11 protein-coding genes are annotated in these 13,939 nt (G+C 36.3%); all 11 read right to left on the bottom strand.

From position 1 onward, the window contains the following. Nucleotides 1-117: 117 nt before the first annotated feature. The gene (tnpA, locus tag BJG89_RS00815) at nucleotides 118-594 is read right to left on the bottom strand and encodes an IS200/IS605 family transposase (RefSeq protein ID WP_039069888.1); all 477 of its coding nucleotides are present in this window, start codon (nucleotides 592-594) and stop codon (nucleotides 118-120) included. After that, nucleotides 570-1,859 carry a Spo0B domain-containing protein gene (locus BJG89_RS00810; RefSeq protein WP_232514197.1) on the bottom strand — a complete coding sequence of 430 codons (1,290 nt, stop codon included), beginning with the start codon at nucleotides 1,857-1,859 and terminating at the stop codon, nucleotides 570-572. Before BJG89_RS00810 ends, tnpA begins: the two co-directional genes overlap by 25 nt. 488 nt (nucleotides 1,860-2,347) lie before the next feature. Then, nucleotides 2,348-5,758 (bottom strand): Rib/alpha-like domain-containing protein, encoded by a 3,411-nt coding sequence (locus BJG89_RS00800; RefSeq protein WP_096808071.1) that lies wholly within the window; start codon nucleotides 5,756-5,758, stop codon nucleotides 2,348-2,350. Then, complete coding sequence (locus BJG89_RS14965) at nucleotides 5,746-6,288, bottom strand: YSIRK-type signal peptide-containing protein (RefSeq protein WP_096808070.1); 543 nt, start codon at nucleotides 6,286-6,288, stop codon at nucleotides 5,746-5,748. The genes BJG89_RS00800 and BJG89_RS14965 overlap by 13 nt, the downstream gene beginning before the upstream one ends. 212 nt (nucleotides 6,289-6,500) lie before the next feature. Next, entirely contained in the window at nucleotides 6,501-6,710 is a 210-nt protein-coding gene (locus tag BJG89_RS00790; protein WP_232514295.1) for a DeoR family transcriptional regulator, read from the bottom strand. Between the two features lie 458 nt (nucleotides 6,711-7,168). Continuing rightward, a complete protein-coding gene (aldA, locus tag BJG89_RS00785) occupies nucleotides 7,169-8,599 on the bottom strand; it encodes an aldehyde dehydrogenase (protein ID WP_096808068.1) in 1,431 nt (476 codons plus the stop codon). Nucleotides 8,600-8,602: 3 nt separating this feature from the next. Then, entirely contained in the window at nucleotides 8,603-9,940 is a 1,338-nt protein-coding gene (locus BJG89_RS00780; RefSeq protein ID WP_069793342.1) for an MFS transporter, read from the bottom strand. A 17-nt stretch (nucleotides 9,941-9,957) separates the two neighbouring features. Further along, the gene (gene rhaM / locus BJG89_RS00775; protein ID WP_096808067.1) at nucleotides 9,958-10,272 is read right to left on the bottom strand and encodes an L-rhamnose mutarotase; all 315 of its coding nucleotides are present in this window, start codon (nucleotides 10,270-10,272) and stop codon (nucleotides 9,958-9,960) included. Continuing rightward, on the bottom strand, nucleotides 10,272-11,102 hold the full coding sequence (rhaD, locus tag BJG89_RS00770) for a rhamnulose-1-phosphate aldolase (protein WP_096808066.1): 831 nt from the start codon (nucleotides 11,100-11,102) through the stop codon (nucleotides 10,272-10,274). Before rhaD ends, rhaM begins: the two co-directional genes overlap by 1 nt. Beyond that, complete coding sequence (rhaA, locus tag BJG89_RS00765) at nucleotides 11,103-12,362, bottom strand: L-rhamnose isomerase (protein ID WP_096808065.1); 1,260 nt, start codon at nucleotides 12,360-12,362, stop codon at nucleotides 11,103-11,105. Beyond that, nucleotides 12,346-13,815 carry a rhamnulokinase gene (locus BJG89_RS00760; protein ID WP_096808064.1) on the bottom strand — a complete coding sequence of 490 codons (1,470 nt, stop codon included), beginning with the start codon at nucleotides 13,813-13,815 and terminating at the stop codon, nucleotides 12,346-12,348. The genes rhaA and BJG89_RS00760 overlap by 17 nt, the downstream gene beginning before the upstream one ends. Between the last annotated feature and the right edge of the window lie 124 nt (nucleotides 13,816-13,939).

The raw sequence follows: 13,939 nt of genomic DNA, 5'->3' as shown, positions 1-13,939 counted from the left end.
CGTATAACGGGTGGTTTGTTCTGCGGCTATAAGCCTTTGTTACTGACCAGCCCTGATAAGGGCTCTGAGAAGATCAGCCATATGTACTACTTTCCCAGCAACCCTTAAAAGGGTTGTTTATTTTTTCTTTCTAGTTTCTTCGCCAGTAAATGGGTCTATATATTCGACAAGCGTTAATTGCTCTGCAACGATATCCTCTTGTAATTGATTACGAATATAATTTTCTATAACTTTTTTATTTCTTCCAACTGTATCAACGTAAAACCCTTTACACCAAAATTTTCTATTTCCATATCTATATTTTAAATGTGCATGTCTATCAAAAATCAATAAACTACTCTTCCCTTTTAAATATCCTACAAATTGGGAAACACTTAATTTTGGTGGAATACTAACTAACATATGAATATGATCTTTACATGCTTCAGCTTCAATAATTTCTACACCTTTTCTTTCACACAACTGTCGCAATATTAATCCAATATCTTTCTTTATTTTTCCATAAATAATTTGCCTTCTATATTTAGGAGCGAAGACAATGTGATACTTACAATTCCATTTTGTATGTGCTAAACTATTTGTGTCTGATGACATAAATTGCATCTCCTCATGTTGTTAATTTTGGTTGGCTGACCAAATATTATTTTAGCACGTAGAGATGCAATTTTTAATACAACGGTATAACCATACTGCACCATACGCATAGCGTATGGTTTTTTATATAAAGTAATATGACCATGCTCTTGGCTACCTAATTCAACAATATCATATATATATTGTTTTAAATCCTCATAATGTTCCATTTGCAACATGCCAGAAATCACATGCAATCTATTACTGAACTCATGCGATTGTGCGCGTAAAGTATCTGCATATGTCTGCACACCTACTAATTGTTCGGAAAGCTTGTTTACCTCTGTCTTGTCCCTAAATGTTGAAATCGCACCAACAATTTCTTTATTTACAATAAGTGGCACTCTATTGACCAAAATCTTTACACCATTAATATTCTGCTCCTCATCTCGTTCCGGTTCACCTAATTCAAGTACTTTCGGTAGCTGTGTAGACGCCATATAATCGTCAATCTTCATACCGATAGGGTTACCTTTCAGATTTGCTTGTTTAAATATATCCATCGCTGATTTGTTCACTAAATTAATCTTACCTTCCTTATCAACAGCCACGACACCTTCATGAACAGATTGTAACATCGTATTTCTTTCTCCAAGTATCTTAGCAATCGTCGACGGTTCTAAACCCAGTAAAATTTTCTTAATATACCTAGAAAGCATGTATGCACCAATAGCTCCGACAATCAACCCAATGATTGAACCAACGATAATCTTCTTATTGCCATCTGCAAGGGCTTCATAAACACTTTTCATTGGCACACCAACAGCCACGACGCCAACCTGTTTTCCATTCGCATAAACAGGCGTAAATGACCTCAATGATTCACCCAGCGTTCCTTTAGAAATAGAAGCACTCACTTTACCATGAAGTGCTTCTTTTTCATCGCCACCTTTGAAATGTTTACCAATTAACTTTTCATTAGGGTGCGACATTCGGATTCCCTTCATATCCATCACAACGATAAAACTCACATCCGTTGATTGTTGTATGTCAGATACGTAAGCTTGTATACTGTTATCATTGTTTTTCTTTTTCAAAGTAGATTGCACCACTTGAGACTGTGCCACCGTCTTGCCAATAACCTCAGCCTTTTCTTCAGTCGTTTGATGTATCGTATCCCTAATTGTATTACTAATCAATACGCTAGTGATAAGCAATGAAACCAATACGACAATACATACTACAATAATGATCAACGTGCTTAACTTTAACCTTTGTTTCTTCAAAGCCCAACCGCCTTTAATTTCTAGTTCTTAAAATGTTTTACATAAGTATTTAATTATTAAAAATATATCATACTTTTGAAAATCAATTTAAGTAAATATTAAATTAAAATTTGGAAGAAATAAAAGGGAAATTAATTTAATAATGATATGGCTATTACTTTTTTCTGATACATTCAAAATATAAATATCCATTTTCTCTTTATAAATGAAATTTGTTTAGTAATAGTAGAAGTTTGTTAAAATGTAGAGAACTATTAAATGAGATGAATACATTTTGAAAAAATAAACTGAAGTCGTAGGAGCCGTTATCTTCATGGAAAATAACGTATTATGTACGCAAAGAAACGAAAATATGAAGTTACCTCTTTTATTGAGCATTAATTTTTTCCATTTTTAATATGTCCTTGTTTTCAGTATCGATATCATAGTAATGATATTGGGTTCTAATTAAAAAACTGGGCGTAAAGCCCAGCCTTTTAAGTGATTAATTATTTATTTTCATTGTGCTTGCTACGTCTTCTGAATAATAGTAATGAACCAAATGCTGCAAATAATGTTCCAAGCATTGTAGTATTATGAGTAGTTTCTCCAGTTTCTGGCAGTGCTTTCTCTTTAATGGCGTCTTGTTTACTGCTCTTACCTGAGTCTATATTTACACCTTTATGTTTTAATTCGCTATTTTTAACATCTGTTTGTTTACTGTTCTTCACTGCGGTATTTGTATGAGCTTCATAAGCTTTATTTCCAGACAAGTTTACGCTAGGTTCATTTTCTAGGATATTTTCATCTTTTGGCGTTTCAATTTTTTCTTTATCTGAACTATTATTAGGAGACATGTCACAGTTTTCACCTACAACGATATTCGTTGGACCAGATACGTTACCATCTTTATCTTTTTCAACAGCAATAATGATATCACCTTTATTTAGGCTTACTCCTTTAGGTACATCAACTTTCCAATTACCATTTTCATCAATTGTTCCTTCTGATGTACTACCATTTGGAAATGTGACTACAATAGTATTGCCTGGTGTACCATTTGAACCTGTGATTTCAGTATCATTATCATCTACAGGATTAACTGTTGGCGCTGGAAGTTGGATTATATCATCTACCGATACTTTGGATGGCACAGTTTCCGAAGAGCCATCTGGGTATGTTACTGTCACTTGAATTACTACTGATGTGCCAGTCATAGCATTTTTAGGTGGATTAACAGTTAATTCACCAGTATTAGCATTCACAGATACTTTCCATCCTGCAGGGACTTGATTAGTAGCTATATCATATTTAGAACTATCTGGCATTGTATTGTCACCAGTTTGCGGTACTTTAACTGTTTCACCTGGTTTAACAGTCGCATGAGCGTAACCTGGGTTGTTTATATTCGCTTGTGTATCTGCTCCAACGATTACTGGTACTTTAATGTGGTCTGTTGTGCCATCTGGATACGTCACCGTTACATCTACTTCGGTTTTACCTGGCGTCTTACCGTTCGGTAATTGTGTTGGGTCATCCACTGTAATAACCGGTTGGTCTCCTTGGCTTGGATAACCTGGTACGGTCACTGAATTTGTCACATCTTCCGCTGTTGTCGGTGTACCGTAATCTTTCTTGATACCTTCTGTAGATGGTTCATACACTTCATTTTCTGCTTGACCTCCAACAGTCACTGGTACTTTAATGTGGTCTGTTGTGCCATCTGGATACGTCACTGTTACATCTACTTCGGTTTTACCTGGCGTCTTACCGTTCGGTAATTGTGTTGGGTCATCCACTGTAATAACCGGTTGGTCCCCTTGACTTGGATAACCGGGTACCGTTACTGAACTTGTCACATCTTCCGCTGTTGTCGGTGTACCGTAATCTTTCTTGATACCTTCTGTAGATGGTTCATACACTTCATTTTCTGCTTGACCTCCAATAGTTACTGGTACTTTAATGTGGTCTGTTGTGCCATCTGGATACGTTACTGTTACATCTACTTCGGTTTTACCTGGCGTCTTACCGTCCGGTAATTGTGTTGGGTCATCCACTGTAATAACCGGTTGGTCTCCTTGACTTGGATAACCGGGTACCGTTACTGAACTTGTCACATCTTCCGCTGTTGTCGGTGTACCGTAATCTTTCTTGATACCTTCTGTAGATGGTTCGTACTTACGTGCATCTGTTATTTTAATGATAAATGAATCTGCTGCAACGTCATTACCACCTACAACAAGATAAGCTGTATAAATATCACCATCTGTTGCCGTATCTGGTACTATAAATGTGGACTGTTTTTCGCCTTCTTTTAAAGATGTAATATCTGTTGTTTGTTGAACAATATTACCTTTTTTATCTCTCCACTCAATGTGTGTTGGAAGGGGTGATAACTTACTACCGGTCAAATCAATATTCACTACATCGCCTGGAACCGCTGGACTATTCGTATTATTAAAATCAATAATTTCTAAATCAATCTTTGTAGTTGGTACTAATGCAAAATTCACGTTATACCACATTGGATTTGCAACCAAATTTTGTGCAGGTGCTGTTTGTGGTGTCCATGATAAGTTACTATTTGGTGTTCTAAATTGTGGACTCGTATAAGAAGAATAAGATTTTATCATATTACCTTCGGGGTCCATGACATAACCATAGATATATTGGTCATTCAGTGTGCCATCAGGGAATCTTAATGTGTATTTACCGCCTTCATCTGTTTCACCATAAACGGTTGCTGAAATATATTCAGGATGATCTGTTAATAAATTTTTAGCAGCGTCAGCTCTCTCACTTTCTGGTAAACTTTCCACTTGGGCTTCATATGCTTGCGCACCTTCACTGGTTAAAGAAGATATAACTACTGTATAACCAACAGCTTGTGGGTCATTGCCGTTGTCATTAGGCCCTGTAGCAGAGTTAGCGTAATCTCCTGCACCCGTTTCTAACCAAACTTTCCCTGAAATACTATTTTTAGCATTTAAATCTACTGACGGTGCACTTATTGGCCCCAATTCATCATGTATCCATTCAGAACGATCTGCAGCCATATATCCATTTGTAGAGTCAATAGCCATATAAATACCTGTACGTTGCATATTCGTACCAATTAATGGAAATTGGCCTAAGTTTGAACTACTTACAGAATTTACATATGAACCTGGAAAAAATCCACCCGCTTGTCGAAGCATAGATACATTATTACCATTTGGTGTTTGGAAATCTTCAATCCATAATCTATAATATTGTCCTGCAATTGCATGATATTTATGTTCTTTACCATTTGCATCTATCCATGCTTCTCTTAAATCAAACGCGTATGAACCTGGTCCAACTTGAGATCCATCAGCTGAGCTTAATTGATTTGTTGTACTTGCAACATAAGTAGGTGAGACAGCTCCGTCGCTATCAATCCATTGTAAATAAACTTTGGTACCTTCTGTAACTGGTGTTAAACCATTTGCCATAGTAGAGGGCGTACCATGATCAACTAACCATGCTCTACCCGACAGTGTATTTGGCGCATTTGTAGCGTCTGTTTGACTTTTTATGTAACCATTTGCAATTGCATCGGCTTCAATCACTTGTGAACCAGAATAAGGCATTAATGCACTTGGTACATCATTAGCACTAATATTTAAAGCTTCTGTATTTCTTGGTGAGACTGATCTTAACGCTGTTGCAAATCGTTTATTTGCGTTTTGTTCATTTGCTAATTGGTTTAACGCAAATTGTAATGCTTCAGTAGTCATATTTTGTGGATCTAAGTTTAATTGACCGATTATTTTCTCAGCTTCACTATCAGATACATTGGCTACTTTAGCGTAATCATTTTTTGCTGATTTCGTATCATTTATGTTAGCTGTTGCGCTTTCTTCTTTAATTGGCTCTGTTTGGGATGCTACTTCTGCCACTTTTTTTCAACTTTTTCTACTTCTGGATTTACTTGTGGCACTATTTCTGTTGTTTCGTTTTGAGCTTGCTCTGCTTTGGGTGCCACTTCTGCTGTTTTGTCTTGAGCTTGCTCTGCTTTTGAAGCCGCTTCTGTTGTTTTGTCTTTAACTTGTCCTGTTTGGGGTGCTGTTTCTGCTGCTTTTTCTTCAACTTGTTCTGCTTCTGGATTTACTTGTGGCACTATTTCTGTTGTTTCGTCTTTAACTTGTCCTGTTTGGGGCGCCGATTCTTCTTGTGTGCTTTCTTCTATATTTTTCTCTTGATTAGAACTATCCCGATTTGTGCTTTGATTCATAGTCGACTCATCAGAAAGTTCATCCGACGTCATTTCTTCCATTTTTTGTGTGTCTTCTGCTGCATTCGCTTCCTCATTTGCTACACCAAATATTAATGCTGCCCCTACTAGAATCGATGCTGTTCCTACTGTGAATTTACGAATAGAATACTTATTTAACCTATTAGATAAAAAATCTAATTTTTTACCAGTCATTCCTCTATATCTCTCCTTTATAAAAATTACCAAGAAGTAAAACTTGTATAGATCGTTAGGATTTTCATATGACACATAAGCTATATTTAAAGCTTCTCCCTAGTATCGATTCATAAAAAAATCCAAAATTACTAACTATGAATATTAGTATTTTGAAAGACATTTAGATGAAAACACACACACCAAATACAACAATTATTTAGATTTAAAAATTAACCACTCTTTTCATTTTTTATAGAATATTTATAGTTATGGTAATCAAAATAAATCTCTTTCTTTTCAAACCATTCGTCATTGTCGTAAAAATAATTCCTGATTTCTTGAATATCTCTTTTGATAGTCCTTTCGCTTACTTTAAATTCAGCAGAAAGTTCCAATTTATCCAATTTTTTATGTTGTATAAACCGTGTGTATATACTCAAAAGCCGATGCGAACGATTCAACTAAGTCACCTTCTTTCTTGGTAAAGTTATTATACAACCCGAAAGGGACGAATATTGGCCCAACTATATGTTTTTTACATATTTTTCTCTTTTTTTAAAATTAGCGCAACTTTGAAACAAAACGATTTAATTATGCGCATTTAGAAGTAAAATAAATAAATGAACGATCCATCCACTTTTATTTATTATCTTTGAGAAATCATTAACTTATGTAAAATTGAGAAAGATGTCCTTTTACTTAGTAAGCGTAAAGTTAGTAAATAGATACATTATTCAAAGCGCAAATCAGGCCAACTAATATTTAAGGAATAAGGAAAGTGTAGGATGAGCATTGATATAGTGGATTTTAAAAGGGATAAAAAGCGAGGCATTTTAAAAAGCTCTTCATCTTTAATTACGGATGAAGAGCTTTTAATCACATATTAATTACTATATGTTTATTCTATATTCATATATACGACATGTGTGCGTAAATATTCTTCTAAGCCATGCTTGCCGTCAGCACCGCCAATGCCTGAATGTTTAACACCTGCATGGAAACCTTGCATAGCTTCAAAATTTTCTCTATTAATATACGTTTCGCCAAATTCTAAGCGATCTACAGCTTTAAAGACTTGTTTCATATCGTTAGAGTAAATAGATGAAGTCAAACCAAACCTGCTATCATTTGCGAGCGCTATTGCTTCATCAATAGTTTCAAAACTCACGACGGGTAATACAGGTCCGAAAACTTCTTCTTGTATGATTTCCATGTCGTTATGACAATCTGTAATTACGGTTGCTGGATAAAAGTTACCTTTACCTTTAGGTAGAACGCCGCCACATGCTAAGTGTCCTCCTTGTTGAATAGCTTGTTCTACGTGATGATGCACATTTTTTTGGGCTTTTTTATTAATTAGTGGTCCCATATCATAATCACTATCTAACGTGTTACCGTACGTTACTTCAGCCATTTTTGCTACTAATTTATCTACAAATTGATCTTGTATGGATGATTGCACATAGACTCTTTCTGCGCAGTTACACACCTGACCGCTATTGATAATACGTGAATCAATAATATATTGTACTGCTTTGTCAATGTCAGCATCTTCTAAGACAATGGCTGGTGCTTTACCACCTAACTCTAAATTTACTTTTGTAACATTGCGGCTCGCCGCTTCCATGACTTTTTTCCCTGCACTTTCACTACCTGTAATCGATACGAGTTCAATTGCTTCATTGCGTGCGAGTTCATCACCAACAACTTCGCCGGCACCATTGACTAAGTTGAAAACCCCTGGCGGTAAGCCTACTGTATCTAAAATCTCAGTAAAAATTAAAGCGTTAATAGGCGTCTCTTCTGATGGTTTTACGACAATTGTATTACCAGTTACTAATGCTGGCGCCATTTTGCGTGCGATTAAAAAGAATGGGAAATTCCAAGGTAAAATACCTGATGTAACGCCAAGCGGTTTTTTATACAATAAAATATGCTCGTTTTTACGATCGCTTTGAATAATCTCACCTTCAAAACGACGCGCCCACTCCGCCATATAATCTAAATAGTCAGCAGTAAAAAATACTTCTGTACTGGCTAAATCACGCGTTTTTCCGCCTTCTTTGATAATGACTTCCGTTAACTCTTCGTTACGTTCGCGTATTCCCGCGGCTATTTTCTTTAAATATTGTGCTCTTTCAATAGCAGGCACTTCGCTCCAATCAATTTGTGCTTGTTGTGCACTATAAATTGCTTCTTGAGTATGCAATTGTGTACCTACATAGGTTTGTCCAATAATATCCTCTGTCGCTGGATTTATAACATCAATTACGGGTGCTCCTGGTCGCTCTACAAATTGGCCGTTTACATAATCTTTAATTTGATACATCACTTAACCCCTCACTTCTTTTAAATTATTTGCTTGCGCTGCTTCTTTTACTTGAATGTTTGCACTGTCGCCATAACGCTCTTTTTCAATTTGTGTTAATGTCTTGCCTTGCGTTTTCGGTGTTAATACTAAGCCTATTATAGTGTGAATGGCTAAGAAACTAATCATAATTATACCGGTAACTTTAAAACCTAACGTCGCCAAAATCGTCGGTAAGACAAAGGAATAAATTGAAATACCAGTACGTACAATAAAGTACATTAATCCTTGTGCCCCTGCGCGGTACCTTGTTGGGAAGAGTTCACTCGTCCATAGTGCATAAAAGGCTTGCGCTCCAATACCTGCAGATGAACCCCAAAGTACAACGAACAATATGAGTGAAACCCAGTTCATTGGCGCAAATGTTAAAATTAACCATGCCACGATACCCATAACTGCGCCAACGCCAAATAATAGTCGTTGATTAACTTTATCTCCTAACTTCATAAAGCCAAAGTATGTCGTCACTACTGTTAAGAACCACAACACGGCTTGTAAAATGTTCGCTTGAGCGCCAGATAAACCGCCAACGCTTTCATAAATAAATGGCATAAAATAACCCATAGCGCCAGAAGTTAAGTTCCAAAACAGGTAAATACCCATTAATAATAACATCGCTTTTAAATTCACAGGGTTGGTAAATAATTCTTTAATTACTGATGTTTTTTTAATATCATGAGCCGCTTCTGCTTTCTCTTTCGCTTTTTCTGCTTCCCAAATTTCAGATTCATTCATACCTTGACGGATCCACCAAGTTACACCTGCAATAATGAATAGATGTAAAAAAATCAAACGTGAACCTAACAAGCCCATGGGTGCAACAATAACTGCTAATAAAAAAGTGATTGCAGGGCCAATGGACCAAGCCAGTTGTGCTGTACCTACACGTTTCGCACGCTCATCTTCAGGCGCTTCTTCTGCAATATACGTCCACGCAACAGGCACGCCGATACCAACTGCAATACCGACAACAATAGTACCAATCAATAGCATTGAGAAGTTAAATGATAAAATAATTGCTAGTATGCCTAACATATATAGAATTAAATCATATTTGAAAATAAATTTACGTCCCAATTTATCTGTAATTGGACCGCCTATCAATGCACCAATTGCTGCTCCCAAAGCATTTGCACTCAATGCACTCAACAAACCAATTTGCATGTTATCAATATTTAAATACGCTTGCCACAGTGATAAACTACTCGCTGCGGCAATGATGGAACCAGCTTCGATATAGTTCGCCATTGCAATCGCAATCGTTGCCACCCATCCTGTTGTTTTTTTAGGTTTTAAGTTCATTTTTCCATCCCCTTTTTTTATTCTAGGAAAAACACTTCTGTTAACTCGATTGACTTCGGACTATTATCATCATTCACATTCATAATATCTGCCATATACTCCCACCACTGACGACATATCGTTTGTTGCGCAATTTCAGCGTGTAGTGTTTCATCTTCTATTGTTAAGACCGAAAATAATTCACCGGTACGTTCATTTAAATAAATATGATAATCACTCACACCATGGTCTTTTAATAGTTGTTTCATTTCAGGCCATATCTGATCATGGCGACGTTTGTACTCTGCGTGACACCCTTCTTTCACATACATGACTGAGGCTAGCTGTGGCATTACTTCACACCTACCTCTAAATAGCCGGCTTTTGGTTCTACATTAAACCCTTGTGCAAGTGCGCTAAGTTGTTCATCACTAATTTCTTGCTTCGTGCCACCTTGCGCTTGAACATACGTATAAACTTCTGCTGCTTTTTCAATTGTTTCAATCAAACCAAATGTTTCATCTAAGTCTTGTCCAGCACCAAAAACTCCGTGAAATGGCCATAATACACTTCGACAATATGTCATTTTCTCTGCCGTTAATTGTCCGATTTCTTCTGTTCCAGGGACTACCCAAGGAATAACGCCGATACCATCTGGGAATACAACTAAACACTCTGTACACATCTTCCATAACGTTTTGGTCAATGCTTTTTCATCTAATTCATGTGCAAACGTCATCGCAATCGTGTGTGTCGCATGGCAGTGCATGATGACTCTATGATTTTCATCAACTGCTAGGCGTTGGGCATGATTCATTAAATGCGTGGGCAATTCACTTGTCGCATATGCACCATTCACAAACCCCCATAAAATGTCATAACTTTTACCATCAGCAGCGATTTGAATTAAACCAAGTGTGTCTTGAGGATCGGCTTTAATATTTTTAAAATATTTTCCTGTTCCTGTAACTAATAAATAGCGTTGTGCTAACGCCTCAACAGTAAACGGCAAGGCAATATTACGTGTGTTTCCCGTGAAACCATCTAAGAAAAGTGCTACTTTATCATCATCAATAATCCACGAGATATTACCTCCGTTACGTTCATCCCAGCCTTTGTTGTACATCACATTAGTAATATTGCATAATGATTTAACCATAGGCGAATCGATAAATTTTTCCATTTATATCCCTCTTTCTGCCAATACATTTTGTTCATAATCTTTAATAGCTCCATACCAATTTAAACCTGGCTCTACATCATTTCTAAGACAAAATTCATCCCAAATAGCACCAAATAAATAAGTTTTCATTTCTTCTTGTAATGCTAAACGTTGCGTAAAATCTCCAGTTAGTTCAGCTTCTTTTAATTGTGTCACCGGGTCTAATAGTGCTTTTAATAATGCTTTTTGCATATTTCTAGTACCAATAACCCATGCGGCTACACGGTTGATAGAAGCATCAAAGAAATCTAGGCCTACAGTTGTCGTATCTATTAAGTCGTTATAAATTAATTCTTTAGCTATTTCATTTAATTCATCATCTAACGTTACGACATGGTCGCTATCCCATCGCACCGGTCGTGACACATGTAAACTTAAACCTTTAGTAAATAATGACAAAGCTGATAATTTGTTAGACACAACTTCAGTTGGATGATAATGACCAGCGTCTAATAGAATTTGTTTATTGCGTGTTAAGCCATAACCCATATAAAATTCATGAGATCCTACTACATAACTTTCTGAGCCGATACCAAATAATTTACTTTCCAAAGTATCTACGTTATAGGCTTCATCAATGTCTTCGCTAAAAATTTCATCCAAACTATTCATTAAACGTTTCCGCGGTGTCAGACGATCTACAGGTGTATCTTTGTACCCATCAGGTACCCATATATTAGTAATTGACGCTTGGCCTAATTCTTGACCAAAATAAGCACCGATTTGGCGTGCACGTTTACAATGTTCAATCCAAAAATCACGAATTTCTTGTTGTGGGTGTGCTAATGTTAAGCCGTCTGCTGCTTTTTCGTGACTGAAGCACGTTGGATTAAAATCTAACCCTAAACTGTGTTGTTTCGCCCATTCTACCCAATTTCTAAAGTGCTTAGGCTCAATCTCATCTAAATCAATCGTTTCTTCTGTTTCAGCATAAATACTGTGTAAGTTAATTTTATGATTTCCTGGGATATGTTTAAGCGCTTCTTCTAAGCCACTGCGTAGTTCTGCACCATTACGTGCTTTACCAGGATAATTACCTGTTACCGAAATACCACCTGATAGTTCCTGATTAAATAAAAAGCCTTCGATATCATCCCCTTGCCAACAATGAATAGAAATTTTAATATCCTTTAATTTATCTAATGCGGCTTCTACGTTAACTCCTATTGATTCATATTGTTGTTTTGCTAATGCAAATGCTTCTTTATAATTTGTGTGCATATTGTGTTGCCTCCTTAAATAAATTAATATCAGTGATTCTGTCTGTTGTATCTTTAGGTGTCATGATATGTTGCAGCATGTTTGACTGTGCAATCGCTTGTCTCGCTTCTGCTATATCTTTAAATTGTTCTGTCGCGATCATTATGGCTGCTAAGTTACCAAAAACTGTAGCTTCTACAGGGCCTCCAATAATATCGCAGTTCGTATAATAAGCTGTAAGTTCATTTAAATATTCATTATTAGAGCCACCGCCTACAATATTAATAACTTCAATCGTCGACCCTGTTATCTCATTCAATGCCTCTATAGAAACTGCATAAATGATAGCTAAATTTAAATACACTGTTTGTGCTAATTCTCCTATAGTTTGTGGAACGGATTGTCCAGTCTCAATGCAATAGGTTTGAATAGCTTCAACCATGTTATTTGGATTTATAAAGCGTGCATCATTAAAATCAACGAACACTTTAAAATCAGTATGTTGTTGTGCCTGTTTTACCATTTCGGGAAATGTATAATTCTTGGGCCAATCTTTACGGACTCTTTGGATAATCCACATACCTATAATATTTTTCAAAAACCTATAAGTTCCTTGAATCCCTCTTTCATTGGAATAGCCCTGATTAAAAGCATTTTCAGAGACAATAGGCTCTGATAATTCTTGACCAATTAATGACCACGTCCCACTGGATAAAAATGCCCAATCTTTCCCACTATGACCTACTGACCCTAATACTGCAGAAGCAGTATCATGCGACGCGGTCGCATAAACACACGTTTCTGGTAAATTATGCAACTTATGAATATCGGGTCTCACATCTCCAAGATATGTGCCAGGTTCAACCACTTCTGCAAACTGTTGAGGCTTGATATCGACTATTTCTAACAATTCATTATTTAAGTTATAGCCATATAAGTCTAATAATTGTGTAGTACTTAAATTAGTAACTTCGTTAGTTAATCGCCCAGTTAAGCGAAAGTTTAAATAATCCGGAACTAATAAAATATATTCTGCTTGTTGTTTTACCGATTTACATTCTTCGTATAACTGAAATAACGTATTAAATTGTAAAAATTGAATACCCGTCTTGTTATAAATATCGTGCTTAGTTATTAATTGAAATACTTTCTCCATTGTATGGTTCGTACGCGTGTCTCTATATGACACCGCTTCTTGCAAGCGCTTACTTTTATCATCTAAAAAAATATAGTCTACCCCCCAGGTATCTATACTTAAATAACATGAACCGACGCCTAGCGTTTTGGCTCGTTCGAGTGATATTATAATCTCATCAAACAAATAATCAACATCCCACACTTCTTGTTGATTTTGTGTGGTGAATCCATTAGCAAAACGATTAATTTCTTGTATTTTGATATCTCCGTCTTCTACATGCGCTAGGACTGCTCTTCCACTTGACGCACCAATATCAACTGCGATGTAATTTTTCATTTCTTCACCTCTTTGGTTTACATTATAGAGCTATAGTTATCATAAATCAACAATAAACCACACATTTTGTTGTTTGTTGTTGTTTATAATGGTGATATGTGAGGTTTTAGGCTAGGTTATGCTA

The organism is Staphylococcus nepalensis (genome assembly GCF_002442935.1).
GTDB classification, from domain to species: domain Bacteria; phylum Bacillota; class Bacilli; order Staphylococcales; family Staphylococcaceae; genus Staphylococcus; species Staphylococcus nepalensis.
The sequence above is the reverse complement of the archived record's forward strand: the minus strand, read 5'-3'. Positions and strand labels throughout refer to the sequence as shown.